Here is a 25,429-nt window from a genome sequence, read left to right as displayed (position 1 = left end):
GTGACTGTGCGGCTCAGCGAATACTCTCGTACGCTTCAAGCGCGTGCCGGCGGGACTCCAGTAGGTCCACGAGCGGCTCGGGATAGGCGGGAGTCAGCGCGTCCGGCACCCAGTGGGCAACGTACTCACCTTGGGGATCAAAGCGCTTTGCCTGTGTCTGGGGATTGAAGATCCGGAAGAACGGTGCTGCGTCCGCGCCGGAGCCCGCGACCCACTGCCAGTTGGCGGGATTGCTCGCGGGGTCTGCGTCCACCAAGGTCTCCCAGAACCATTCTTCACCCACCCGCCAGTGGATGCCCAGGTTCTTGACCAGGAAGCTGGCGGCGACCATCCGCACCCGGTTGTGCATCCAGCCAATGCTCCAAAGCTGCCGCTGGCCGGCGTCGACCAGCGGAATTCCTGTCAGCCCGGCCTTCCACGCATCGAGGGGGTCCAGGCCATCAGGCCGGGATCTCGACGGCGATTGCGCTGCCTTCCTCCGCAGGATTGCCGGGGTTTGCGGTCCGGAGCCCTCCGGATGTTCCCAGGGGAATCCGTCGAAGGCCGGCCGCAGGTTCTTGGTGGCCAGATCCGGGTTGTGAAAGAGCTGGTGCCAGCAGAACTCACGCCAGCCGATTTCGGTGCCGAACACATCCGGCCCTGGCCCGTTCCCGCGCACGCGGGACAGCGCGTGCCACACCTGGAACGGACTCACGTGCCCCCACCGCAGGTACGGGGAGAGCCGACTGGTCCCGGGCTTCGCCGGGCGGTCGCGACCGTCGTCGTAATTCTGCACCGGGCCGGCCAGGAAGTCGCTGAGTGCGGACAAGCCGGCTTCCTCGCCCGGGGCCCAGGCTTCCGCCAACCCGGTTGCCCAGTCCGGATTCAGCGGCAGTAGGTTCCAGTCCTGAAGGTCCTCCCCGGCGGGGATGCCGTCCGGCGGGGCAGCATTCTTGTCCGGAGCCGGAAAGGGCGCCCGGAAATCCATTGCGGACACCGTTCGCCAGAAGGGAGTGAAAACGCGGTACGGTCCGCCGCCGCCCGTACGCACGGTCCAGGGTTCATGCAGCAGCGAAGCCTGAAAGCTCTCCGCCTGCACATCCGTGCTCGCCGCCCACTCCTTGACCGCAGTGTCAACCTCTCGCTCCGGCCCGCCGTAGCGCCGATTCCAGAGGATCCGCTCCGCGTCCACCTCCTGCGTGAAAGCAGGAACGACGTCGCCGGCCGGCCCCCGCAACAGGACCAACGGAATGCCCAGGGCTTCAAGATCATGCCGCAGGGCCCGCAGAGCATGATGCAGCCACCATTTGGCGGCGGCGCCCAGCGGCCGGATGCCCGGTGATTCCTCATCCAGAACATAGAGGGCTACCGCGCCGCCGTCGTGCGCTGCGGCCAGGAGGGCAGGGTTATCAGCTGTGCGCAGATCGTCGCGGAGCCAAGCGATGGAAACCACGGGCAGGTCCTTTCCTTGGATAACACGACCCTATCCGTGGACCTTGGCAGCGGTCCCGCGCGCCCACTTTGGGTAGGGAACACCCCTTCAAATTTGCGGATGATCTTAAGTCAGTCATCGACTCGAGTACATCACCACAAGAACACACACCGCCGAGAACCCAGCCTGCGCCAGCAGCAACACCCCAGGCACATAACCAAGGAACAGCCCGAGCAGTAGGGGAACCAGTGCCAGCAGTGTCGTGTCCAAACCGCGAACCAGTGCCCCGGTCTGCGCACTGGGCATCGGGCCGAATGGGGTGTCCTTGGGCGGAATGGTCCAGTCGGGCTGGACCCGGTAGGCGCCCCGCACCGCTGACGCACCAAACCCCACGCCGGCCAGTGCACCCAGAGCAATCAGCGCCGGACTCCCCACGCCGAGCAGCACCAGCACGGCACACAGCACCGCCGTCCACAGCGCCAGAGCAGCGGCAGGCAGCGCCATCCGGCTCAGCCGCACTACGGAGACTGACAGCGGCAGCAGCATGTCGAGGCCCGGCATGATCGCGGTCCGCCGGGTCACCGCACCCAGCGACGGAACCGCCGCAAATACAGCCAGCGCAATCATCCCCAGCTGCATCAGCGGAGGCTGCGCGCCGCCGGTCAGCAACAAGGCCACACAGAGAACAAGCACCAGCATGGGGCGCACCCACAACCCGCGGGTCCGCAGGAACGCTACGGTGTCAGCACGCAGCAGAGCACCAAACGGAGTCCGCCCGCCCCTCGCATACAACCGCGCAGCACGGGCGGAGGCAACGCCGTCGGGCTCTGCCGAAAGCGCGCGGCCCACCTCATTGAGATCCATCAGGAACACCGCCGCACCGGCATGCCCGGACACCGCGCCGCCGCGGATCAGCTCCCGGCCCGGGATCCGATCCAGTCGGGCGAACACCAGCAGTCCCAGCGCGACGTCGGCCGCCAGAGCGACGAACGCCGGGCCCAGGACACCCGCCGCTGCCTGCCGCGGAACGAAACTCAGCACCGCGAGCAGCAGCAGACCGGGAAGCGGTCCGGAAAACAGCCGCCGGAGCAGCTCGGGCCGGGACGCGCCCGACCCCTCAGTGCCCGGACCGGCCTGCCGCAGGGCAGCGAGCAGCACCGCGCAGACAGCAGCCACGCCAAATGCCGCGGCAGCCAGGAACTGCCCCACCACGCCCGCCTGAAGATCCATCACAAACCCGAACGGCAGATACAGCACGGTCGCGCCCGCCCACACGGCAGTCAGCCGGCGGGCCAGGCGTCCGGTTACCATCGGCCGCCGGTCCAGCGGCAGGCTCAGCCACCAGTATCCTTCGGGTCCGTTGACCGCCGCGGGGCCGAACTTCCGGGCCACGGTCATCACCGTCACCAGGGCCGCGAACACCAGCACGGTCGCTGCCGTGCCGTCGGGCAGGGCGAACGACGGCGGCGCCACCAGAGTGCGCCCGGCCGCGTCCGTGTTCCAGGCCAAGGCCACCTGCTCGCGCAGGGCCAGGACAAGCCCCACGGCCAGCGCGCCGATGGTTCCCAGCGCCAGCACCGCGGTATAGACGTCGACGAAGGCATCCCGGAACCGGGACCGGCCACGGGAATATGCCCGCGCCGCCTGCCGGGTGTAGCGGACCGGGTTGAAGGGAGGGGCATGGATGGTCTGGGTGGTCATGGGTCAGCGTCCGGCGATTTCCGCGGCGGCGCGCTGGGGCGCGATCTCGCGGACGTCGTCGTCAATCAGCAGGCACCGCTGCGCCGTAGCCAGCAGCAGCGCCGGATCATGGGTGACCAGCAGAACCGTCCCGCCGTCGGCGGCATAGGCCTGGAGACGTTCGCCGACACGTTCGCGCATGGCGGGGTCCAGGCGCTGCTCCGGTTCATCGAGGATCAGCAGCGACGACGGCCGGATCAGGGCCGAAGCCAGCAGCAGCCGGCGGCGCTGGCCGGAGGAGACGGAGGCGGGAACGGCGTCGGCCCGCTCCTGCAGGGCGAAGAAGTCCAGTTCGGCGTCGACGGCGGCGTCCGGATCCGGGACCGAGTGCCCGCGGGCGACCAGCTGCAGGTGCTCGCGCAGGGACAGTGAGGGGAAGAACGCGTCCTCGTCGAACAGGGCGGCGACCTGGCGGCGGAACGGGATCGCGTCCTCGTTGACCGGCAGCCCGTGGACCCGGACCTCGCCGTCGAGCATCTGCTGCTTCCCGGCGATGGTGCGGGCGGCCGTGGACTTGCCGGCACCGTTAAAGCCGACGACGCCGAGGATCTCACCCGCGTCCGCGCGTGCCGTGATCGGTCCGCACACCGGCGCGCCGCCGTAGCCTACGGATAGGTTGGAAATATCGAGCACGGCCCCCGGGAAAGTCATGGGTTCAATCTAGCCGAGCCGCGCCGGCCTCATTCCGCAGCGGAGTGCAGAGCCGGGTCAGCCAGTCGGCATTGCCCAACGAATCTGTTGGGCGTAGGGTCAAGACATGACAAGCCCAAGCGTTTCGAGACGAGGTTCCAGAACATCCGTAACTGGAGCCCGGCGGGGGAGCAGGCTCTCCGGGGCGCAGCAGCGAACAGAGCTGCTCATTGAAGCTTTCGGCAGCACAACCGTCGTGGCTGAGGTACTCGGTGTCAGCCCTAGTCAGCCATCGCGCTGGAGCCGGGGCCTGGAATCGCCCGGCCTGGAAGCGGGGCGGCTGGTTGTCGACCTCGATCATGTGATGGCCCGTGCACGGATGATCTGGAGCAGGGACGCCGCTCTCCAGTGGCTTCAAGGCTCAAACTCCTACCTTGACGGGGCCCGCCCCATCGACGTCCTCAAGACCCGTGGTTCAGCTGAAGTCATTGCCGCTCTCGACGCCGCCCAGTCCGGCGCCTTCGGCTAGGCATGCTCGCATACAGGATTTTCCCGTACCTGCCGCGGGCCCAGCCCGGAGAACCGGGCCACCCTCTCTACCTGCACAAGCCGCAATCCGGAGGCCGACTGGATAATCCCGGGTCATATGACCTCTGGTACTTGGCGATGACTCCGGCCGGCGCTGTAGCCGAGGTCTTCGGCGACCAGAACCAGTGGACGGCCGACATGTTCGATGTCCCGTACCTTCGCGGATCCCGGCGCGCCCTGGCCACACTTGAGATCCCGGACAGTATTAACCTGCTTGACTTGGACAACGCCCAGAACCTCGTTGACCTTCGCATTAAGCCGTCTGAGGTTGTCACGCGCAACCGGGCAGCCAGCCAGGCATGGGCCCTGCGTGTGTTTAACCAGCGGAACACCGCCGGTGCGCAGCAATGGGCCGGGGTTAAATGGTGGTCATTCCATCGTCCACACTGGGAAATCATCGGCATCTGGGAAACACCCTCCAGATCGGCGCCGTTGACGCTGCGAAACATCGAGCGATTGGACCTCAACAACATGCATGTCCAAGACGCCATGAAGTCCCTGGCCAAGACGATCGTCTGACATAGAAACAGCCTCGGCTTGCTGAAGGTAAAAAGTCGTGCGCCCGCGTAATGGCGGCCGTTTTCCTACGGGCCGACTGCGGGCGGAACGCGCCGCCAGGGACGCCGGTCGTAGATTGCCAGGAGCTGCGCGCCGAGGCCGAAGAACACCATGGCCAGCCAGACGAGGATGTTAAGCCACGGAACATGCAGCGCGACGATGAGGATGATGCCTCCGACGAGCGCCTTGATCACCGGATGCTGGTTCCCGCGGAAGATGAGCCTGCCTATGTAATACGCAGTGAAGACGAAGGTTGCGAGCGTGAGCGAGATCCAGACCAGCAGGATGGCCAGCGCAACGGGCGCCCCGATGACCGTGACCAGGAGGATCAGCACGGCGAACGGAACGGCGATCGATGCCACGAAACCAACCAGCAGGGCCTTCCACGGTTGGGGCACCAAACGGTCGGTCACACGGTGCAGCAGACGGGGGAAGAGCCAGCCTGCGAGCACCGTGATGAGGCTCAAGGCAACCAACGCATAGAGCAGCCCGAGGACCCATCCAATGAACTTTTCCCCCGGCGACGGCTCTCGGTCGGGCTGCGGCGCGATGCGCTCGACCGTGCCACTGACCGCGCCGTCGGCGATGTCCGCATCTTTGTTGGAGCTGTACGTCAGGTTGCCGCCGACAGTCCCGTCGATGGTCAGGTTCCCGACGCCGACCTGGACATCACGGCCGATCGCGCCGGCGATGGAGATATCGCCCGCGGCGCCCACCAGATCGGTCCCGAAGGAGCCGGTATCGGTCACGTCGACAGTCGACGCGAAGATGGTGCCGCTGCGCGTAACGTCGCCGCTAATGGTTACGTCCTGCCCGGCCAGGCGCACGTTTCCGTCAACGTTTCCGGTGATGGTGATCGTCTGGGCGGCCGCGATCACATCCCCTGTGACGTTTCCGCTGATGGTGATTCTCTGTCCCGACGCGTACACGTCCCCGGATACGTCGTCCCGGACGTCGATATTCAGTCCGCTGTAGTACTGCGGGCCTGACCCGTCGTTCGTCACAGCAGTGGACACAGACTGCGGGCTGGATGCCGGGGAAGCAGCGAATGCGCTGGTCCCCGTGAGGAGAAGCAGAATGACAGCGGCGAGAACTGCGGAGAAAGCCCGCCGTGAGGGAGAAGGAAGTCTCATCGGAATGCCTTTCCGGTACCTGGGTCCGCCTGATGGTCCTCGTTGGAGGGCTGTTGACGGCGGCATCCCGGAACTTGAGGCCGATACGCAAACCGGCGCCGTGGTCCCGGGGCCAATGTCCTCAGTGTCCGCCAGATAGCCGCCGCGCAATAGGGGCGGAGGATGCGGTTGGCTGGCGCTCGGCATAATTCCTGCCGGTTCCCGGCCGCTGGCTGGGGAGAGCCCAGGGCCCAAGGATTCCGTGCGTCCCGGATTGTTGGCCGCCGATTGAGGGGGTCCGGCACGGAAGCACAGCCCCGGGAGGTCATCGGTTCAAGCTACCGGCGCGCTTCGATCCTCAGCGGCGGGCAGAGCCCTAGCTTCGGGAATACCGGATGGGGAGACTTCCGCGACTGGAATGGCCAGTAAAGCATCTTCAGAGCGGTTGCTACCGTAGGCCGACGGCCAAAGAGACTCCTGAGTCGGTGGACAATCGTGGGGCCTGCGGCCATGTATGGGTAAAGCATCTGTCAGGAAGGCGGCACCCTCATGAATGATCTCGACCTGGAAACCCGGATCCGCGCAGCGGCCCCGCACGTATCCCAGCCGCTGGGGCTGGCTGAGCACAGTACGCGGATCCTGGAAGGAGCGCGGAGACGGCGTCAGCGGACCCTCCGCGTCTGGGCGGCCGGCGCGGCGGCTTCCGCTGTGCTCGCAGCCGGAGGAACAGTCGCGGTGGCCGGCAACGGTATGCAGACCCCCTGGGGGTGGACAGCCGACAACGTTTACCAGTTCCCCGGCCCAAACGGCCAGACCTGTTACTCCGCTCTCAGAGTTGAGCCGGATGGAGTTCCAGACGATGCACCGGAGGTCGCCGCCGCCCGTGAGTTCGTCGCGGGACTCGACCTCAACACTCTGGACACGTCCGCTGCGAGAGCTCGCGCGGAGGCAGAAAACGACAAACCGTTCGGCGACGGCACCCCCGGCGTCCTGCACAACAGTCCCGATGAGATCACACAGTTCGCCGTTCACGGGACCGTAGCTGACCTTCTGTTTGCGGAGATAGAAAACCGAGGCCTGCGAACCCCGGAAGGACAAGGCCCCGTGAGCCTGTTCAGCATCACGCAGGGCTGCCAGTGAGTAACGCGAGCGAGACGGCGTCGTTGATCGATGAGCTCGTCCGCGCCAATGCCGACGACCTGCTGCGGTATTTCCAACGCCGTCTGCTGAACGACGGCGATGCCGCGGAAGCATACGGCGAATTGCTGCTCACCGCGTGGAAGTTGCGCCGTCGGGTGCCGGCGGATCCAACCCAGGGCCGGATGTGGCTGTTCACCACCGCGCACAACGTCCTGCGGGACTCCCGCCGCAAGCTGGCCCGCCGCTCCGCTGCAGTTGAGCGTTTGGTGAAAGATATGCGGCTCCAGAACGAACCGGCGCTGGAAGACACAGCCCTGGAGGTGCGGGATGCACTCGACCGCCTGCCGGAGGAGGACGCCGAGCTGGTCCGGCTGACCTACTGGGACGGCCTGGCGTCCCACGAGGCAGCGGCCGTCCTGGGTATCAATCCATCAACCGCGCGGTCACGGCTGGCGCGGATAAAACAGCAGCTGCGCGCCGCGCTGGGAGAGCCCGACGGCGAGGGGAAGGACCAGCCGCCGCCCCCGGCAGGCTCTGCGAGACAGTCCCGCGGCGCGAGTTTCGGAATTGGTCGTCTCGCGAATGTTCCCGCCGATTGAGGAGAAAACGTCCGTCTTCACGGATTAGCCGTCACTAAGGATCCGGTCAGGAGAAGAGCCCGCATCCCGGAGGGCGATGACTGCGTCGATCTGGACCTTCGCGCCGAGCGGTAGCGCCGCTGCCTGAACTGTTGTCCGGGCAGGGAAGGGTTCACGCACATAGCTGGCGTACACAGCGTTAATTGTTTCAAACTCTCGGTAATCGGTCAGATAAATGGTGGTGCGCAGGAGATCCGAAAGACTCAAGTCGAGTTCTTCCAACAGCGTTCTCAGGTTTTTCATCATTGCCTCGCACTGCGCCGCAACATCTTCCGAGACCAGGGAACCGTCGTCGGCTCGCTGGCCAATAATTCCAGCCGTATAGCCAGTTGCACCGTGCGAGACGAAGTGCGAGAAGGGGGCCGTGGACTTGGTGGAGCTGCGGGCTGAAATGGTGCGCTGGCATGGGCGGTTCGCTCAGATTCTGTAGGCAGGCGTGAGACACGGCCAACCCTAAAGGACGATCCCCGCAGAAGAAGAACTTGCCCCCAGAAACCAGACATCTTTTCGGCTCTGTTTACGAAACATCATGGATCTCAGAAATATCTGCTTAGGGTGTGACGCGAGTCGCGCAATCGTTTACGTAAACCGTTTGCGTCCGCACGGAGTCCGAACAGCGTCCGCACGGAGTCCACACGAAGTCCGAACAGAGGAGGGTCATGGTAACCATCAGGGACGTCGCCAAGCATGCCGGCGTATCTCCGGCGACCGTCTCCCGCGTGGTCAACGGACTTGTGGGCTACTCCGAGGAAACCCGGCGCCGCGTCGAAGAAGCCGTCACCTCCCTCAACTACGAGACCGACTTCATGGCCCGCGGGCTGAAGACCCGGCAGACGTCGGTTATCGGACTCCTTGCCCCCATGGTTTCTGACGCGCTCGCCTCCGAAGTGATGCGCGGCGTCGAGGAAGCAGCACGCGAGCAGGGCTACGCCGTCATGCTGGGCCGGACGGGACTCCAGTCCGTCTTTATTGACGGCTACCTGCGGACGCTGCGGACTTACCGGGCAGCAGGCGTAATCCTTATTTCCGCGGTGATCACGCAGGAAACGCGGCAGATCCTCGGCCCGAACATCCCGATCATCTCGGTCGCCATCAGCGACAGGTCCGGCTCTCCCAGCGTCTCCATTGATGACGAGCGGGCCGCCTACGATGCCACCCGGTACCTGCTGTCCCTAGGGCACCGGCGCATCGGCCTGCTCGCCGGAGATCCGGCGTCGGTGTTCGTGGCCCACCCCCGGCAGCGCGGCTACGAACGGGCCATGGCGGAGGCAGGCCACCCGCCCGTCGTCGCGCACGGCACGTTCTTCTATGACAGCGGTGCCCCGGGCTTGGATGAGCTGCTGCGGCAGGACCCGGACCTCACCGCCATCTTCGCCGTCAGCGACGAAATGGCAGCCGCCGCCGTCAACGAACTGCAGGAACGCGGCCGCCGCGTTCCGGACGATGTTTCGGTGCTCGGCTTCGACAACACCTCCACGGCCCAGCACGTCCACCCGCCGCTCAGCACCGTCGCCCAGCCCCTGGAGGAGATGGGACGGGCAGCGGTCCGGAAACTGCTGCGCGCCCGCAACCTCGGGCCGCGCATTATGCCGCACTCCATCATTGCCCGCGGATCCACCGGACCGCCCGCACACCAGCACCCCGCACACCAGCACCAGCCCAGCCAGGAACTGTAAGAGCAACGCACCACTCTAAGGAGCACAGCATGAGGCAACGACGCCACTATCGGCAGATTCTTCTCGGAACGGCAGCACTGACCATCTCCGCCCTGGCGCTCACCGGCTGCGGTGGCGGCGCCGAGTCCCCGGAAGCGCAGCAGGACGCGGCCGCCGCGTTCGAAGGCCGGGGACCCATCAACTATGTCTCCTCCCGGGACGCCTCCGGCGCCGCGCAGGACACCATCGACAAATGGAACGCCGAGCACCCCGATGAGCAGGTGACGTTCATCGAGCTGCCCGATTCCGCGGACCAGCAGCGCCAGCAGCTGGTGCAGAACGCCCAGATCGAGTCGGACACCTTCAGCGTGCTGAACCTGGACGTCGTCTGGACCTCCGAGTTCGCCGCCAACCGGTGGATTATGCCGATGCCGGAGGATGCGCTGCCGACCGACAGCATGGTCCCTGCCGCAGTGGAGACCGCCACCTACCGCGGCACTCTGTACGGCGCCCCGTATTACACGGACGGCGCCCTGCTCTACTACCGCACGGACCTGCTGCAGGCTGCCGGCATCGATGCCCCGCCCACGAACTGGGAAGAGATGACGGCCGCGTGTGAGAAAGTGCTGGCCCTCCCGGAGGCCGACGGGATGTCCTGCTATGCGGGACAGTTCGACAAAAATGAGGCCCTGACGGTGAACTTCACCGAAGCCGTCGGATCTGCCGGAGGCCAGCTCTTCGACGAGGGAACCCCGACGGTGGACACCCCCGAGGCCCTCGCCGGCCTCACCCAGCTCACGGACGCCTTCAACGACGGCCTCGTTCCCAGCGACGCCATCACCTACATCGAGGAGCAGGGCCGCCGCGCGTTCCAGGAAGGTGACCTGGTGTTCCTGCGCAACTGGCCCTTCGTCTACTCCTCGCTGACCGCCACGGACGGTTCCAGCGCCGTCGTGGACAAATTCGGCATCAGCTCAGTGCCCGGCATCGGCGACAACCCGGGTGTCTCCACGCTGGGCGGCCGGAACCTCGCGGTTTCCCCGTTCACGCAGAACAAGGCCACGGCCCTGGACTTCATTAAGTTCTTCACCAGTGAGGAAGAGTCGAAGGCCCGCCTGGACAAGAGCTCGCGCGCGCCGGTCTACCCCTCGCTGCTCGAGGATCCCGCCGTCGTCGAAAAGCGCCCGTTCTACCCGACACTCCTGGAATCGCTGGAGAACGCGCAGGCCAGGCCGCAGGTCGTCAAGTACGGGGCGACGACGACGGCCATCCAGGAAGAGGCGTACGCGGCACTCACCGGGCAGAAGGATCCGGAGACCGCCCTCGCTGACATGCAGGTAAAGCTCGAAGAGCTTTCGGCCGAATAGCCCGCCGGCGGCCGTCGACGCCGGTGCCGGCGGCCGCCTTCCGGCCTGATTCCCGTCCTCCCGCCCAGTTAGGAACTCCATGAGTACCATTACCGCTGCGCCTCCGCGCCGTCCCGACGGCCAACCTCCCAGAAAACCCAAGCCAGGCGGCCGCATCAGCGGTGAAGGCAGGATGGCGGCGCTGCTGCTGTCTCCCACCCTGCTGGTCCTTGGCCTGGTCATCGCCTACCCCCTGGTGTCCGCCCTCTACCAGTCGCTCTTCCGGGAAGAATCCGGGCTGGATGAGAACGGCTTCGTCGCTGAAGGGGAGAGCTTCGTCGGGCTGGCCAACTACACCGACCTCCTGGTGGGGGAGTCCGGCCAACGGTTCCTCAACGCCCTGGGCAACACCACGTTCTTCACCATCACCACCGTCACCCTCGAGACCGTGCTCGGCCTGTGCCTCGCCCTGGCCATGAACCGGGCGTTCCGCGGCCGCGGCCTCCTGCGGGCCAGCATCCTCATCCCGTGGGCTATCCCCACCGCCGTCTCCGGACTGCTGTGGCGCTGGATCTTCCAATCGGACGGCATCGCCAACACCCTGATCGGCACGGAAATCCTCTGGACCGCGGAAGGATTCCAGGCAAAGGCCGCGGTAATCATCGCGGAAGTCTGGAAGACAGCACCGTTCATCGGACTGCTGGTCCTGGCCGGTATGCAGGTTATTCCAGCGGAGGTGTACGAGGCCGCCCGCATCGACGGTGCCGGCTGGTGGCGCCAGCTGGGTTCCATCACCCTTCCGCTCGTGAAACCGACCCTGCTCGTCGCCGTGCTCTTCCGGCTCCTCGATGCCCTTCGAATGTTTGACCTGCCGTTTGTGCTGATCGGTCCCGGCAAACAATCCGTCGAAACCCTCTCGATGCTGGCCTGGGACGAATCAAACCAGCTGCGCTACGGCTCGGCGTCGGCGTTCGCCATCATCCTGTTCCTCTACGTGGCCGTGGTGGCGATCGCCTTTGTGAAAATCCTCGGCGCTGACGTCGCCGGGACCAAGGAGCTGCGCACCCTCCGCAAGGCCGGCACCTCCCGGAAAGCAAAGGCAGTCTCATGACCCAAACTCCCCTGCTCACCCGCACCGATACCTCCGACGACGCTCCGCAGCGCGCACCCAAAAAACGCGGCTGGAAGAATTACCTCACCTACGCCGGCCTCGGGGCCATCTTTGTGTACTGCCTCTCGCCGTTCTACTGGATGCTGGTCTCGAGCTTCCGCCGCACGGCAGACATTTTCGACAACACCCTGATCCCGGAACCGTTTTCCGTGGAGAACTACCTGAAGGTCTTCGACGGATCCACACTGTTTGGCAAGGCCCTCCTGAACAGCCTGATCGTCGCCGGAATTACGACGACGGCGGCCCTGGTCCTGGGAATCTTCGCCGCATATGCCATCTCGCGGCTGAACTTCCGGTTCAAATCCGTGATCCTAGGGCTCGTCATCGCCACCTCCATGTTCCCGGGCATCTCCGTGGTGGTGCCGCTGCTGCGCCTGTTCACGGACATTGGCTGGATCAACACCTACCAGGCAATGGTCGTGCCCAACCTGTCCTTCGCGATTCCGCTGGCGGTCTGGAACCTGACGACGTTTATGAAGGCGCTTCCCTTCGATCTGGAGGAGGCCGCGATGATCGACGGCTGCACCAAGTGGCAGGCGTTCCGGAAAATTCTCCTGCCGTTGGCCGCGCCCGGCGTCTTCACGACGGCGATCCTCACGTTCATTCACAGCTGGAACGAGTTCATCATTGCGCTGTCGATGATCAACAACCCCGAACTGCAGACCGCCACGGTCGCCATTTCGAAGTTCACCGGGGCCACGGAGTTCCAGGCGCCCTTCGGCGAGCAGATGGCAGCGGGCGTGATCGTCACCATTCCGCTGGTGATCATGGTCCTCATCTTCCAGCGCCGCATCGTCGAAGGACTCACCTCGGGAGGCACCAAATGAGCGGCTCGGCGATCCGCGGACAGCGGCCCGGGTGGTGGCAGGACGCCGTCATCTACCAGGTGTACCCGCGGTCCTTCGCTGACGGCGACGGCGACGGTGTGGGCGACCTCGCCGGGCTGCTGGAGCGCCTGCCCTACATTGCGTCGCTGGGGGTGGACGGCATCTGGATGACCCCGTTCCAGCCCTCCCCGCAGGTGGATCAGGGGTATGACGTCAGCGATTACTGCGGCGTGGACCCGCTCTTCGGCACCATGGAGCAGTTCGACGAGCTGCTCGAATCGGCCCACGCCCTGGGGCTGCGGATCCTCCTGGACGTGGTGCCCAACCACTGTTCCTCGGAGCATCCGCTGTTCCGGGCCGCCGTCGCCGCCGGGCCGGGTTCGCCCGAACGGGCAATGTTCCACTTCGAGACCGGGAACGACGCCGGTGCCCCGCCGAATAACTGGCAGAGCGTTTTCGGCGGCCGCGCCTGGAGCCGGGTGAACCCCGGCTCCGACACGGACCGCGAGTGGTACCTGCACCTCTTCTCCCCGGAGCAGCCGGACTGGAACTGGCGCAACCCGGCAGTGGGGGACTATTTCGAAGCCGTGCTCCGGTTCTGGTTCGACAAGGGGGTGGACGGTCTCCGGATTGATGTGGCCCACGCCCTGTTCAAGGCCGACGGCCTGCCGGACGCTGCGGGCACCGACGCCGTCGTCGACGGCCTGCGCTCCAACCCGCAGGTCTCCGACCAGGAGGACGTGCACGAGGTGTACCGGCGCTGGCGCCGGCTGGCCGAAACGTACTCTCCTGAACGGATCCTTGTCGGCGAGGTGAACCTGGCACCGGACCGTGCCGCCCGGTACACCCGGCAGGATGAGATGCACCAGGCCTTCGCCTATGCCTTCGTGAAGCTGGGCTGGGACGCCGCGGCCTGGGCCGCCGTCGGCACGGAGCTGGAAGCTGCCCGCAGGGCCCACGGCGCGCCGCCGACCTGGGCACTGGAGAACCACGATGTTCCCCGGTCCGTGACCCGGTTCGGTGGCGGGGAACGCGGAATCCGCCGCGCGCGTGCGGGCCTGCTCGCCATCCTCGGACTGCCCGGCGGTGCCTACATTTACCAGGGTCAGGAACTCAACCTGCCCGACGTCGACGTGCCCCTGCACGCCCGCGCGGATCCCATGTGGGCCCGCGGCGGCGTGTCCCGCGACGGCGCCCGCGTGCCATTGCCGTGGACCACTGCACCCGGTAACGCGTACGGTTTTTCCGCCGGCACTGCGGCCCCGTGGCTGCCGACGCCGCCTGCTTGGGGCTCGCGGTCCGTGGAGGCGCACCGGAAGGATCCCGAGTCGACCCTGCACCTGGTCACCGACGCGCTCCGGCTGCGCGGGCAGTTGCTGGAGAAGGAGATTTTCGCGCCCGGTGATGCCTGCGAATGGCGCGTTGGAGACCATGGGCTGCTGCTGTGCGCACGCGGGGAGCAGTTCCTGCTTGCCGTGGCGATGGGCGATGCATCTGTCCCGCTTCCGGAGGGCACTGTCCTGCTCTCGTCAGCGCCGCTGACTCCGGAAGGGCTCCTCCCACCCGACGGCGCTGCGTGGATCCTCGTGGACCGACCCTAGGCGGCGCTGCCCTTAGAGGTCCTTCACCGCCCGGATAGCGGCCACCGCCCGGGGGAAACCGGCGTACGGGAAGCAGTGGACCAGGGCCGCGATGATCACCGTTTTTGAATTACCCACCTGAAGGCAGGCGCGGCCGTGCGGGCCGAGCTGGGCCGAGGTGTCGCCGATCGCGGCCAGGGCGCACAGAACCAGCAATTCCCGCTGCGCCACGGTCAGGCCGCCGCGGGTGTAGAAGTCCCCGAAGCAGAACTCGGTCAGGAACCGGGGGAGGGCCTCGTTGAACGGCTGCGGCAGGTCCGCGAGGTTGTCCTTGATCTCTGTCCCATACAGCGGCTCCTGCTCGGCGAGCCCGCGCTGGTACCGGGCGCCGTCGTCGACCGTTCCCTGTGCCGGCAGCGGCAGCTCGAGGCCGTGCTCACGGAACACCGTATTCATTGCGGCGACGGCGTTGAGGGTGCGCGGGAAGCCAATGAAAGGTGCCAGCTGGTAGACCGCTTCCCGGATTTGCACCGGGGGGACGCCCACCCGGAGCGCGGCGGCGGTGTGGGCGCTCAGCTGCGGCAGGGTCTGCAGGCAGGCCAGGACGGTGACCGTGATCAGTTCCCGGGTCTGGTCATCCAGCACGCCGGTGCCGAAGACATCGCCGAAAACGAAGCCGCGGAGGATCTCCATCAGTTCGGGATCGTCCTGGTGGGCGTCCCGGTCCCGGGGCCCGAACAGCCGCTCGTAGGTTGCCTCTGCCTGCTCCCGGCGGGACGGGCTGGGCTGATTTTCTGCGTCCATGGTGTGCTCCCTGGAACGTGCTGCGCGGCGCTGCCCCTCCCATGCAAGCATGCGGGACGCCCCGCGGCAACATGGCGCCGGCAGAGGTTGTCAATGGAAGCTGCCGAGCCGCCCCCAACCATTCCCCTGGCTGGCAAACCGGAGGACCATGGCGGAGGAAGGCACCCCGTTTCCAATCCGCGAGGAGCAGGACCCATGATCCTGAACGAAACCTACACGCTGGCCAACGGACTGCCGATCCCAAAGCTCGGACTCGGCACCTGGTTCATCCCCGGCGACGCCGCGGCGCAGGCCGTGCGGGACGCCATCGGGATCGGGTACCGCAACATCGACACGGCACAGGCCTACGGAAACGAGCACGCGGTAGGGGAGGGCGTGCGCAGCAGCGGGGTGCCGCGCGGAGAGCTGTTCGTGTCCAGCAAACTGGCGGCCGAGATCAAGGACTACCAGGACGCGGTCACCGCCATTGACGGGTCACTGGCCCTGATGGGCCTGGACTACCTGGACCTGATGCTTATCCACAGTCCGCAGCCATGGAACGACTGGCGCGGCGGCTCCTACGCCGAGGGCAACCGGGAAGCCTGGCGGGCGCTGGAGGAAGCGCACGACGCCGGTAAGCTCCGCTCGATCGGCGTCTCCAATTTTGAACAGCCGGACCTGGAGAACATCCTTTCGGCGTGCACTGTTCCTCCACAGGTCAACCAGATTCTGGTTCATGTGGGCAGCACCCCGGACGATCTTCTGGATTTCTGCACCGACAACAACATGCTGGTGGAAGCCTATTCACCGATTGCCCACGGCGAGATCCTGAAGAATGAAGCAGTGGCCGCCATCGCTGCCCGGTACGAGGTGTCCGTGCCGCAGCTCTGCATCCGCTATGTGCTCCAGCTCGGAACCGTCCCGCTACCCAAGACGGCGAACCCGGAGCACATGCGGAGCAACGCTCAGGTCGACTTCGTCATCGCCGACCAGGACATGGACACGCTCCACGGTCTGCAGATCAAGGACTATGGGAAGTCCAGCAGGTTCCCGGTGTTCAGTGGGAAGTGACCGCATCGCACCGGTGGCTTATGGCTTGTGTCAAGCTCGTCCCTCCGCAACACCTCCGGTGACACCCGTCAGAACCCCGGCCTCTTGTTGGGTTCTGACGGGTGCCCCGTTACGCCCGGTCGTGGAGCGTGATGTGGTAGCCGTCGGGGTCGGCAAAGGTGAAAGTGCGGCCGAAGGGTCCATCGATCGGGGCAGCGACGATCCGGTGTCCTCCGGATACCAGGGCATCGTGGATGGCATGGACGTCAGTGGCATGGAGCCAGATGGCAGCGCCGACACCGGGCTGGCTGACGGACGCGAGATCGGTGCCGGGAACGGCGTCGCGAAGTGCGAACGCAATCGGAGTCGTCTCGAAGACGACGGCGTGGGGCGGACCAGCGGGAGACCGGACAAGACCGAGGTAACGCTCGTAGAACTCTTGCGAGGAGCTCCGATCACGCACTTGGAGGGAGATGAAATCGGGTCCGGTGACAGGCATGGGGTATCTTCTTTCGTTTGTGTCAGTTAGCTGACACACACACGGTATGTCAGAATACTGACATGGGTCAAGAAGGTATTCACCTCGAAACTTCGCTTGGTTATCTCCTCAAAGAGGCATCGAGCGAACTGCGTGCAGCGATGGAAGCCGTTCTGCGTCCCCTCGGGATGACCGTGACGCACTACTCGTGCCTCGAACTCCTCGCCCAGCGCCCGGGATTGTCCAACTCCGAGCTGGCCCGCGGCGCGTTCGTGACCCGGCAATCAATGAATGTTCTGCTGCAGGCCTTGGAGCGGGACGGGTACGTGGTCCGGCCGGCGGAAGGCCGCATCGGAAAGGTGCTTCCCACGCAGCTCACGCCGCGGGGCCGGGAGGAACTCAGAAAGGCGACCGCCGCAGTCCGTTCTGTCGAGGTCAGGATGCTCAGCGGGATGACGCAGGAAGAGCAGTCCGGTGCATACAGGATCCTGCAGAGCATGATTCAGTCCCTGCGCAGTGAAAATGAGGTGCGCTCTTAGCCCCGCGGAGCAGTGGACGCCGCAGCGGTCAGCGCACGGCATCTGACCCGCCTATTCCAGACAGAGCTGGGTGCGACGCCGGCCCGCTGGGTTGAGCGCGTCCGCCTGGGCAGGGCGCAGCAGCTGGTGCTCGATGGCCTGGGCATCACGCCAACGAATACCGGGCTCGCTTCGCCACCACCAAGCCGGCTCACGTCCGGTGACGTCAAAGCAGCTTCACAATGGTAGGAGCCGGCGATTGGGTAAAGCCGTTCGTGGCTGGAATCGCGGCGGGAACAGTCCGATGCGCTGGTGGGGAACCAACAGGTCTCTGCCTTCGAACGTCCCGGGCACGGACGGTCAGCGGATATCGACGGTGGCTACAGCTATGAGGGCGTTCCGTCGAAAAGCCGATCCAAGTGCAGATCCCTGCTGTGCCGGACGTCGGTTCCGTCCGCTCCGGCCACTTGTGATTGAGTGTCCCGATGGACAACTACGTAAGCTCCGGCACATTCTGGTTCACGCTTGCCTTGATTAACGCGGGTCTCGCTGAGCAGAAGAACCGCTCCAGATGGAACTGGTTCCTGCTCTCAATACTGCTGGGACCCATCGCGACTCTGCTCATCGTCATCTGGCGGGCGCCCGAGCCGGCCGCGCCGTCGATGGCCCACCGTGGCGGAGCCGGGTACCGGGACAATTAACCAATAGGGCCACCAGATGCGCTCCCACGTGCTTTTCATCAGCGGACGGTCCGGCGTCGGCAAGTCCACCGCGGCTCTGCAGCTCCACGAACAGCTCATTGAACGCGGAGTTCCCCACGCCGTCATCGAAGGCGATTACCTCGACCTCGCCCATCCCGCACCTCACCTGGCGTTTCCGGCTGCCAACCTCGCCGAACAGAACCTTGCCGCCATGTGGGGCGCCTACCGTTCACTGGGTTACCGCCGGCTCATCTACACCAACACCGCAGCAGTGCTGACACTTCCGAGCCTGGTGGCAGCCCTGGGCGATGATCCGCTCGTCACCGCGGTTCTGCTGTGCGGCAGCGACGAGGAGGTCCGCCCTCGACTGGAGCGCCGGAATCACGGAGCAATCGACGCCGACCTGCTGGGCCGCAGCGCCTTGATGGCGAACCTGCTCGATGAGCAGGTTCCGGCTTCCGTGCACCGGATCGATACCGGTCAGCTGCAGCCGTCAGAGGTCGCGGCCCAGCTGCTTTCGCTCACTGACTGGGCTTAACTCCGCTTCCCGCCAGGCCGCCCGGAGGGATTCTCTATTACCGCTACGGGTAGCGGGACGTGACTCGATAGCGGGTACGGAAGTTCTGCGCCTTCCGCTAGGCTGAGGCCGTCGCGCCGGTGGGGTGTGACGCTAGAGGTTCGGGGGAACCATCATGATCCGGAAACCGTCGGTAGGAATGGTCGTCAGTCTGTCGATCCTGGGCGGCTTTGCCCTGGGGATCGGCACAATGACTGCGTCTGGTGGAGACGACACCGCACCGGCGACCAGCCCGGATCCGTCGGTTGCAGCGCTCGCCGCCCTGCCGCCGTCGGCCACTGGGTTTCCTGAGCTGGGGGATGATCCTGCCACAGCGGTCTACGAACCGTTCGCCGCTTGTTCCGCCGACTACGCGAACGGTCCCGGCGCGGAACTGGACCGGAACAATATGATCGGCCCGGAAAACAGTGTGCTGCTGTCGCCCGAGGAGATGATGTCCCGGGGCTACTCGGCGGCTCAAATCGATAGCCAGTCCCGGGCCTGGAACAAGCTCAGCCCCGAAGAGCGCGAAGAGCAGTTGTGCCGCGCGGCGCAGCAGAACGCCGCGATCGCCGAACTGCGTTGAGCGCCGGACAACGTTGAGTGCCGGACAAGGCGCCGCGGGCCGAAGGGCACCGGTGCGTTCAGACCGGCCGATTCTCTTGGTGCTGTGGGTACTCATCCCCACGTTCCTCCCCGTCTTGTTCGTTGTCCTGTTCTCAACGGTCAGCTTTGTGTCGTTTATTGGAACATCGGGTGCCGGATATTCTCAGGCGGCGACCGGCCTGCCTTTCCTCGCGGCAGCCCTCGCGGCGATTGTCACCGGTGTCCTGATGAAGCGAGCCACGACGAACCGCCGGGCATGGGCGCTGTCCCTCTGTACTGTTGTGCTGCTGCTCGTTGCAGCGTCGCCGCCCGTGTACAGCTTGAGCAAGGCCGCCGCTGAAGAGTTGTGCGAAAGCGCGCCCGGCGGCCGGGGCTACCCAGGACCGGCGGCAACGGAAGCACCCGGCATCTGCGGCTGGGCCCGAAACTAGTTTCCCGGCGGCAAGCGTGCGTCTCGTTGACCCAACAGACACTAGAAGCTGGCTTCACAGAATGCAGCATTGCGCTTCGAGGTACCAGCGCGAATGACCGCCAAACCCTCCGTTTTGGGTTAAATCGACCGTTAGGGGATTTTCCTCCCGCCGCGCTCCGGAGGGAAACCTCATCTCGGCTGGGTTTTCCCAGAACGGAGGGAAACCGTGGCACACAACGGCCGGGTTTTCCCAGAACGGAGGGAAACGGTTCCCGGAACGGTCGGGTTTTCCCAAAACGGAGGGAAACGCCACCAACCACCAGCCACCGCCCAACCACCAGCCACCCGGCCAACCACCGGCCGGCCCGGCTTAGGGAGCTTTCCCGCCCGGAGCCTCGGGTCCGGTCGGCCAGCGCAGCAGCGCGGCGGCATCGGTGCCGTGGGGCAGGACGCCGTCGGGCACCAGCAGGAGACTGGCGTCGGTCAGGGCGGCCGCCCGGACCAAAGCCGCAGGAGCGGGAACCTTGCCGAGGACCTCCGCGCCGAGGGTCTGTTCCTCTGCGCTGGCCACCCAGGGCTCGGCACCGAGGGCGAAGAGCTGGCGGTCGGCCAGCGCGCCGTCGTTCAGGATCAGGATTTCCACCTGGGCTTGCTGGAGTGCGGTCAGCACCTGGCCAAAGCCCATGGCGGATTCCGGATTGGCCTGCCCCTCCTGCTGGGCCAGCCGGTCCATGATCTGCTCCTGCTCCTCGGCCCAGAACAAGGCGACGCGTTCCTGAACCTCGTCCTCAAAATGCCCGTTGGATGTTCCCGCCGGGCGGGGATGGGAATCGATCATGCTGACCAAACCCTTGTGCGCTTCAGCGAGCTGATCCAGCACAAGGCCCCGTGCCCGGACGTCACCGGCCAGCACAATGAGCCGGGCTCCGCTGCTGTCGACGATCCGGTCGATCTCCTCGGCGACCTGATCCGCGTTCCGCCGCCAGATCTGCTCGGTCTGCCGCTGGAACTTGTCCTGCGACCAGCCGCCTGCCGGCAGTTTGGTGATGTCCTCGGTCTCGCCCTCCACATCCTGAACGGAGGCGGGACGGCTAAGGCCGGCATACTGCAGCCGGATCTCGCCATCCTCGCGGGAAACCTCGGCGACAATATAGGGCAGTTCCTCGGGCCGGTGTTTGAGCAGCGGCAAGAGATCCGGGATGGGATCGAGCGACACCCGTTCGGGCAGCACGAGCGGGCCGGGCAGCACCTCGTTCAAGGCCACCGCGCCCTGCTGGACAAGGAGGAACCGCGACACCGGCGAGGGATAGCCGTCCGCGGGAAGCACCGCGGTCTCCGCGGCTTCCTGGTCCTCGCGGGAGGCACCCTGTTTGGCGAGCGCCTTCCTGACATCGCCCGGACGGACTTCCGCAGCTTCCAAGCTGTCTGTAGTCCCCGCTGAAGCATCTACATACGCGAGGCACCAGGGGCCCTTGCGCCGGTAGAGGTCAGCAAATTCGTGGAGTTGCCGGGTCATGTCGATCTCCTTCCTGCACGGCCGCGGCCCTGCAGTGATTCAATCCGTGATCCACGCTAGCACCCGCGTCTGCGCCATTTATAGGGGCTGCGGTGCTGCACCGGTCTGAACCGCCCAGCTGCGAACTGCAGGGGACTTCCCGGATCAGGGGTGCGCCGGAAGCCACCGGATGTGACTTCCCCCGCTATCCGGAATATCCCCGCCACTCCTGCCGCTTGTTCTGATGTACAAACTTCAGCCCAGGACACGATCAGCCCTGAGGCGAGCGACAGAAAGAACCCTCAGTGAACCTCTTTACCCCGTTGACACTTGGTGCCGTGGAACTGCCCAACCGCCTCGTGATGGCCCCGTTGACCCGCATGCGTGCAGACCTCGAAGGTGTGCCCACCGACATCATGGTGGACTACTACCGCCAGCGGGCCTCGCTGGGCCTGATGGTCAGCGAAGGCATCTACCCGTCCTTCACCGGCCAGGGAAACACCCGGATGCCGGGACTGGTCACCGAGGACCACGTGGCCGGCTGGAAGCGGGTCACGGACGCCGTGCACGCCGCCGGCGGCCGGATTGTGGCCCAGCTGATGCACTCCGGGCGGGTGGCACATGAGAACATCAACGGCGGCCGCGGCGCCGTCGCCCCCAGCGCCATCGCGCTCGAAGGTATGGCGCACACCTACGAGGGCAAGCAGCCCTACCCGGTGCCGCACGCCCTGACCGAAGCAGAGCTCCCCGGCGTCGTCCAGGAATTCACGGCAGCTGCGGTGAACGCGATGAAGGCAGGGTTCGACGGCGTTGAGCTGCACGGTGCCAACGGTTACCTGCTGCAGGAATTCCTGTCTCCCGCCACCAACCAGCGCACCGACTCCTACGGTGGCTCCCCGGAAAACCGGGCGCGGCTGATCATCGAGGCCTTCCACTCGGTGGCCGAGGCCATTGGCGCCGAGCGCACCGGCATCCGCATCTCGCCGGAACACAACATCCAGGGGGTCCTGGAGGCGGACCGCGCGGACGTGCTGGCAACCTACAACGCCCTGGTTGACGGGATCGCGCCGCTGAAGCCCATGTACCTGAGCATCCTGCACAAGGACCCGGCCGATGACCTGGTCCAGGGGCTGCGCCGCCGCTTCGGCGGTCCGGTGCTGCTGAACACCGGTTTCGGCGTGATGACGACCCGCGACGACGCCGTCGCACTCCTGGCCGAAGACCTGGCGGACGCCGTCGTCGTCGGCCGTCCCGCCATCGCCAACCCGGACCTGGCCCGCCGCTGGCAGGAAGACCTGCCGCTGAACGAAGTGGACTACGCCACCTTCTACACCGACGGTGCCGCAGGCTACACGGACTACCCGGAGCTGGCTCCGGTTTCCTAGCCGAGTGCTGCCCTAGTCAACGACGGCGGCCTTCCGCGCACTGCGGAGGGGCGCCGTCGTTCTCTTGGCCTGAATTCACCCCGGCGGAACGTTAGTCCTCCACCGACCGGATCACGCGGGCAGGGGCGCCGACCGCCAGCGAGCGGGCCGGCAAATCCTTGGTCACCACGGCGCCGGCAGCCACGACGGAATCGTCCCCAATGCTCACACCGGGCAGCACCGTGACGTTGGAGCCAAGCCAGACGTTCCGGCCCAGCATGATCGGAGCCGGATGCATGTCCGCGCGCCTGGCCGGTGAGAGGTCATGATTGAGCGTTGCCAGGACGGCGTTGTGCCCGATCAGGCAGTCATCGCCGATGCTGATGCCGCCCTGATCCTGGAACCGGCAGCCGGAGTTGATGAAAACCCGCTTGCCCAGGGTGATGTTCCTGCCGAAGTCAGCGGAGAACGGCGGGAACAGGGCCACGGTTTCATCCACCTGCCTCCCGGTCAGCTGGGAGAGCAGTTCCCGTACCCGGGCCGGTTCGTGGTAGCCGGTGTTGAGTTCCCCGGTAATGAGCAGGGCCTGCTGGCTGGCGTGGTGCATGGCCTCGTGCAGGGGTGAGCCGGCGGTTATGGTCTCGCCGGCGTTCAGGGCGGCGAGGAGATCGTCGAGTTCCAAGTGGGTCCTTATCCGAGGCGCTTATCCACAGCGCCCCTCAGACTCACCGTATCGGTTGGGCACGGCAAGGGGCGATGGATCCGTTTGGCTTGCGGAGGCCGGCCCGCTATCCGCCGGCATCCGTCACCGTCAAAGCCCAGGCAGAACCTTCCGCCGACTCCACGTCCACGGAAAGCACCGCCACCGTGGCGTCCAGCTCAAAGACGGTACGGGTCGGATCCTCCCGGGTGCCGCAGGGGATGGTGGTCTTTCCGGTATTGGCAACATTCACCGTCAATTCGCCGCCGAACTGGCAAACCAGGTAGACGGCGACGGCGGCACCGGCGGGCCCGAATCCACCCGAGGCTGTCCCGGATCCGCTCACGCTGCCGAGCTCCCTCTCACCCGCTGCATATTCGGGGTACATGGCGTTCTCCACGCTCACCTGTTCAGGCACCGAGGCGGCTTGCGTGCAACCGCACAGCAGCAGGGCACTCACACCAAGAACAGGCAGGACTTTCGCGCGCATACAGCCTCCCAGCGTTTTGCGTGCCAGCGGGTGGTCCTGGGGGAGACTGGGCTGGTCAACGTCGACCTAATGTTCCGGCCACCCTACAGCACCCAAGAATTGCCGGTCGGATGCGCCCGTCAGTTGGACGAGTCGTCCTTCTTCTCGCCTCTTCGGCTGTCACTGCCGTCCGACTTCGGACGTTTCTTGCGCTTGACGAGCCATTCCTCTTTGTACTTCGCGGTCTCTGCGGCTTGGGCACTGCCCCATCGCGCGGCGAGGTCCGCGGTGAGGAACATGATGGTTACCGTAACTACGGCTGCGATCCACCCGTAGTCGGAGTACATCCAGACCAGGAGGCAGAATGGTCCAAGAAAGAGCAGTTCTACGAGCAGGCGTTTAATGGTTGCCTCGATCCCCTAGGACGTGCGGTCTGGTCAGTAGCAGAAAGGCCAAGAAAAACGGCCGCAACGCTGACGTAGTGGTCGGCATCAGACTCCCCAGGGATGAGACTGCCCGAAGCCTGTACTCCGGTGACCTGAAGGCTAAACCGTTACCGCATTCGTGTCTGCACCTGCGGTTACCTGTTTGTGCTGGATTTCCGCAGCACCTGACCACTTGATGGTTCATTTGCGGCTTTCCGGCCCAGTTGTTTCCGGAGGATCCAGAGTGCGCACATTGCGAGGCCCAGAGACACTCCGGCGGACAGGATCAGGGAACCACGTGCATCCAGAGCGGAGACAAGTGGCCCAGCCAGGGCCAGGCCAAGGGGCATGGCAAGCGTGATGCCAGCAGTCCAGAGCGTGAACACCGGCTGCTGTTCCTCCGGTGGGACCTGCTGCTGAAGAACAACGAAGACGAGCGGGTTGAACGGCCCGTACACCAGTCCGGCGACCGCGAAGATCAGATACGCAGCTGTCCCCGATGTTGCCAGCCCGAGAGCTGCCATGGATAGGGCCCAGCCAACGATAACGGCCAGCAGTATGGGGACCGCGGGAAGCCTGCGGAGGTAGTTCACCGAGAGGGCTCCCAACAGAGCGCCGATGCCGTATGACGTCCAAAGGGCGCTGAGTGCCGGGGACGGCAGGTTCAGGTCGTTCATTAGCAAAAGCGGCAGGGCCACTTCCACGGGCGCGTAAAAAAGGTCGAAAACAAAAAACACACAGAATAACTGCATCAGCTGCGGCCGGGACCGCAGAATCGCTATCCCGGATTTGCCGGAACGGGCGGTTGGAGCGGAAGGGATGGCGCCGGAATGGTGCCGTTTCCCAGCCCAGAGGACAGCGAGCAGGACTAAATACGTGCCCGCATTGCACAGCAGGGCTGGCGCCGCCGATCCGGAAGTGAGGGTGAGGCCTCCGAAAACGGGACCGAGAATGAACATTCCTACGCCCAGCGAGGTGCCGATCATGCCGTTGACGGCATAGGCACCAGCCGGTCCCACCAGGTTCAGGGCGAACAAGCGCCTTCCGCTCGCAGCGAGCAGCCGCAGGATGGAACCTGCGCTGAGCAGCGCCACGAGCCACCCCAGCGACAGGGACCCGGTCAGGGCCAGCAGCGCTGCAATGCCGTAGAAGAACGAGCGCAGCAACGCATCGGCAGCCACTACGGCTCCCGGGTCGAAACGGCGGGTGCCCAGCCCGAACCAGAGGCTGACCAGCAGCGGGGCCAGCAGGGGAATGGCGTAAACCATCGAAAGCACAAAAGCAGGTGCCAAGGTGCCGCGCAGCTCAAGGGCCAGGACGGGCAGGGCGACCAGGGTCATTCCGTCGCCGATTCTCGAGAGCATGTCCCCGGCCAGGAATGACGCCAAACGGGGATTCTTCAGGGATTGTGTATAGGAGAGTTGAACGGGGGCAGGCATGCCGGCGATCGTATGCGCTCAAGTTAACTTGAGCGCA

The 25,429-nt window shown here is 65.5% G+C and carries 29 protein-coding genes; 17 read left to right on the top strand and 12 right to left on the bottom strand.

Annotated features, from left to right (window positions below; all coding sequences use genetic code 11):
• Positions 1-13: 13 nt before the first annotated feature.
• The 3 genes from H9639_RS05035 to H9639_RS05025 form a co-directional block, all read right to left on the bottom strand.
• Positions 14-1,438 (bottom strand): cryptochrome/photolyase family protein, encoded by a 1,425-nt coding sequence (locus H9639_RS05035; RefSeq protein ID WP_191807407.1) that lies wholly within the window; start codon positions 1,436-1,438, stop codon positions 14-16.
• A 108-nt stretch (positions 1,439-1,546) separates the two neighbouring features.
• A complete protein-coding gene (locus H9639_RS05030; protein WP_191807047.1) occupies positions 1,547-3,112 on the bottom strand; it encodes a DUF6297 family protein in 1,566 nt (521 codons plus the stop codon).
• A 3-nt stretch (positions 3,113-3,115) separates the two neighbouring features.
• The gene (locus H9639_RS05025; protein ID WP_191807046.1) at positions 3,116-3,802 is read right to left on the bottom strand and encodes an ABC transporter ATP-binding protein; all 687 of its coding nucleotides are present in this window, start codon (positions 3,800-3,802) and stop codon (positions 3,116-3,118) included.
• Positions 3,803-3,908: 106 nt separating this feature from the next.
• On the opposite strand from H9639_RS05025, the gene H9639_RS05020 reads away from it, so the two are divergent.
• Entirely contained in the window at positions 3,909-4,310 is a 402-nt protein-coding gene (locus tag H9639_RS05020; protein ID WP_191807045.1) for an MbcA/ParS/Xre antitoxin family protein, read from the top strand.
• 2 nt (positions 4,311-4,312) lie between these two features.
• Complete coding sequence (locus H9639_RS05015; protein ID WP_191807044.1) at positions 4,313-4,888, top strand: RES family NAD+ phosphorylase; 576 nt, start codon at positions 4,313-4,315, stop codon at positions 4,886-4,888.
• Between the two features lie 65 nt (positions 4,889-4,953).
• Here the strand turns inward: H9639_RS05015 and H9639_RS05010 are convergent, their stop codons facing one another.
• A complete protein-coding gene (locus H9639_RS05010; RefSeq protein ID WP_191807043.1) occupies positions 4,954-6,060 on the bottom strand; it encodes a polymer-forming cytoskeletal protein in 1,107 nt (368 codons plus the stop codon).
• Between the two features lie 528 nt (positions 6,061-6,588).
• On the opposite strand from H9639_RS05010, the gene H9639_RS05005 reads away from it, so the two are divergent.
• The gene (locus H9639_RS05005) at positions 6,589-7,179 is read left to right on the top strand and encodes a hypothetical protein (protein WP_191807042.1); all 591 of its coding nucleotides are present in this window, start codon (positions 6,589-6,591) and stop codon (positions 7,177-7,179) included.
• The gene (locus H9639_RS05000) at positions 7,176-7,778 is read left to right on the top strand and encodes an RNA polymerase sigma factor (protein ID WP_191807041.1); all 603 of its coding nucleotides are present in this window, start codon (positions 7,176-7,178) and stop codon (positions 7,776-7,778) included. Before H9639_RS05005 ends, H9639_RS05000 begins: the two co-directional genes overlap by 4 nt.
• 24 nt (positions 7,779-7,802) lie before the next feature.
• Here the strand turns inward: H9639_RS05000 and H9639_RS04995 are convergent, their stop codons facing one another.
• A complete protein-coding gene (locus H9639_RS04995) occupies positions 7,803-8,210 on the bottom strand; it encodes a RidA family protein (RefSeq protein ID WP_191807406.1) in 408 nt (135 codons plus the stop codon).
• Positions 8,211-8,476: 266 nt separating this feature from the next.
• Here H9639_RS04995 and H9639_RS04990 point away from each other — a divergent pair, with 266 nt between their 5' ends.
• From H9639_RS04990 to H9639_RS04970, 5 genes are all read left to right on the top strand, one after another.
• Positions 8,477-9,493 carry a LacI family DNA-binding transcriptional regulator gene (locus H9639_RS04990; RefSeq protein ID WP_191807040.1) on the top strand — a complete coding sequence of 339 codons (1,017 nt, stop codon included), beginning with the start codon at positions 8,477-8,479 and terminating at the stop codon, positions 9,491-9,493.
• A 29-nt stretch (positions 9,494-9,522) separates the two neighbouring features.
• Positions 9,523-10,839, top strand: a complete 1,317-nt coding sequence (locus H9639_RS04985; protein ID WP_191807039.1) for an ABC transporter substrate-binding protein — start codon at positions 9,523-9,525, stop codon at positions 10,837-10,839.
• Positions 10,840-10,918: 79 nt separating this feature from the next.
• On the top strand, positions 10,919-11,929 hold the full coding sequence (locus H9639_RS04980) for a carbohydrate ABC transporter permease (RefSeq protein ID WP_191807038.1): 1,011 nt from the start codon (positions 10,919-10,921) through the stop codon (positions 11,927-11,929).
• Entirely contained in the window at positions 11,926-12,816 is an 891-nt protein-coding gene (locus H9639_RS04975; RefSeq protein ID WP_191807037.1) for a carbohydrate ABC transporter permease, read from the top strand. Before H9639_RS04980 ends, H9639_RS04975 begins: the two co-directional genes overlap by 4 nt.
• Complete coding sequence (locus H9639_RS04970; protein ID WP_191807036.1) at positions 12,813-14,417, top strand: alpha-amylase family glycosyl hydrolase; 1,605 nt, start codon at positions 12,813-12,815, stop codon at positions 14,415-14,417. The genes H9639_RS04975 and H9639_RS04970 overlap by 4 nt, the downstream gene beginning before the upstream one ends.
• A 12-nt stretch (positions 14,418-14,429) precedes the next feature.
• Here H9639_RS04970 and H9639_RS04965 read toward each other — a convergent pair whose 3' ends face one another.
• The gene (locus tag H9639_RS04965) at positions 14,430-15,200 is read right to left on the bottom strand and encodes a carboxymuconolactone decarboxylase family protein (RefSeq protein WP_191807035.1); all 771 of its coding nucleotides are present in this window, start codon (positions 15,198-15,200) and stop codon (positions 14,430-14,432) included.
• A 195-nt stretch (positions 15,201-15,395) separates the two neighbouring features.
• On the opposite strand from H9639_RS04965, the gene H9639_RS04960 reads away from it, so the two are divergent.
• Positions 15,396-16,250 (top strand): aldo/keto reductase, encoded by an 855-nt coding sequence (locus H9639_RS04960; protein ID WP_191807034.1) that lies wholly within the window; start codon positions 15,396-15,398, stop codon positions 16,248-16,250.
• Positions 16,251-16,359: 109 nt separating this feature from the next.
• On the opposite strand, the gene H9639_RS04955 is transcribed toward H9639_RS04960, so the two are convergent.
• The gene (locus tag H9639_RS04955) at positions 16,360-16,728 is read right to left on the bottom strand and encodes a VOC family protein (RefSeq protein WP_191807033.1); all 369 of its coding nucleotides are present in this window, start codon (positions 16,726-16,728) and stop codon (positions 16,360-16,362) included.
• A 62-nt stretch (positions 16,729-16,790) separates the two neighbouring features.
• Here H9639_RS04955 and H9639_RS04950 point away from each other — a divergent pair, with 62 nt between their 5' ends.
• From H9639_RS04950 to H9639_RS04925, 6 genes are all read left to right on the top strand, one after another.
• On the top strand, positions 16,791-17,246 hold the full coding sequence (locus H9639_RS04950) for a MarR family winged helix-turn-helix transcriptional regulator (RefSeq protein WP_191807032.1): 456 nt from the start codon (positions 16,791-16,793) through the stop codon (positions 17,244-17,246).
• A gap of 12 nt (positions 17,247-17,258) precedes the next feature.
• Positions 17,259-17,474: a helix-turn-helix domain-containing protein gene (locus H9639_RS04945; protein WP_191807031.1), complete on the top strand. Its 216-nt coding sequence runs from the start codon at positions 17,259-17,261 to the stop codon at positions 17,472-17,474.
• Positions 17,475-17,710: 236 nt separating this feature from the next.
• A complete protein-coding gene (locus H9639_RS04940; RefSeq protein ID WP_191807030.1) occupies positions 17,711-17,926 on the top strand; it encodes a hypothetical protein in 216 nt (71 codons plus the stop codon).
• A 16-nt stretch (positions 17,927-17,942) separates the two neighbouring features.
• The gene (locus H9639_RS04935) at positions 17,943-18,464 is read left to right on the top strand and encodes an adenylyl-sulfate kinase (RefSeq protein WP_191807029.1); all 522 of its coding nucleotides are present in this window, start codon (positions 17,943-17,945) and stop codon (positions 18,462-18,464) included.
• 178 nt (positions 18,465-18,642) lie between these two features.
• A complete protein-coding gene (locus H9639_RS04930) occupies positions 18,643-19,068 on the top strand; it encodes a hypothetical protein (RefSeq protein ID WP_191807028.1) in 426 nt (141 codons plus the stop codon).
• A gap of 52 nt (positions 19,069-19,120) precedes the next feature.
• Complete coding sequence (locus H9639_RS04925; RefSeq protein WP_191807027.1) at positions 19,121-19,519, top strand: hypothetical protein; 399 nt, start codon at positions 19,121-19,123, stop codon at positions 19,517-19,519.
• Positions 19,520-19,870: 351 nt separating this feature from the next.
• On the opposite strand, the gene H9639_RS04920 is transcribed toward H9639_RS04925, so the two are convergent.
• Positions 19,871-21,016: a baeRF2 domain-containing protein gene (locus H9639_RS04920; protein ID WP_191807026.1), complete on the bottom strand. Its 1,146-nt coding sequence runs from the start codon at positions 21,014-21,016 to the stop codon at positions 19,871-19,873.
• 284 nt (positions 21,017-21,300) lie between these two features.
• Here H9639_RS04920 and H9639_RS04915 point away from each other — a divergent pair, with 284 nt between their 5' ends.
• A complete protein-coding gene (locus tag H9639_RS04915; RefSeq protein ID WP_191807025.1) occupies positions 21,301-22,380 on the top strand; it encodes an alkene reductase in 1,080 nt (359 codons plus the stop codon).
• 91 nt (positions 22,381-22,471) lie between these two features.
• Here H9639_RS04915 and H9639_RS04910 read toward each other — a convergent pair whose 3' ends face one another.
• The 4 genes from H9639_RS04910 to H9639_RS04895 all read right to left on the bottom strand — a co-directional run bounded on the left by H9639_RS04910 (position 22,472) and on the right by H9639_RS04895 (position 25,392).
• Complete coding sequence (locus tag H9639_RS04910; protein WP_191807024.1) at positions 22,472-23,041, bottom strand: DapH/DapD/GlmU-related protein; 570 nt, start codon at positions 23,039-23,041, stop codon at positions 22,472-22,474.
• Between the two features lie 106 nt (positions 23,042-23,147).
• The gene (locus H9639_RS04905) at positions 23,148-23,477 is read right to left on the bottom strand and encodes a hypothetical protein (RefSeq protein ID WP_191807023.1); all 330 of its coding nucleotides are present in this window, start codon (positions 23,475-23,477) and stop codon (positions 23,148-23,150) included.
• A 191-nt stretch (positions 23,478-23,668) separates the two neighbouring features.
• Entirely contained in the window at positions 23,669-23,875 is a 207-nt protein-coding gene (locus tag H9639_RS04900; protein ID WP_191807022.1) for a hypothetical protein, read from the bottom strand.
• 233 nt (positions 23,876-24,108) lie between these two features.
• On the bottom strand, positions 24,109-25,392 hold the full coding sequence (locus tag H9639_RS04895) for an MFS transporter (RefSeq protein WP_191807021.1): 1,284 nt from the start codon (positions 25,390-25,392) through the stop codon (positions 24,109-24,111).
• Between the last annotated feature and the right edge of the window lie 37 nt (positions 25,393-25,429).

The sequence above is a fragment of the Arthrobacter gallicola genome, from assembly GCF_014836775.1.
Taxonomy (GTDB): domain Bacteria; phylum Actinomycetota; class Actinomycetes; order Actinomycetales; family Micrococcaceae; genus Arthrobacter_B; species Arthrobacter_B gallicola.
This window is presented reverse-complemented; position numbering and strand designations above follow the sequence as displayed.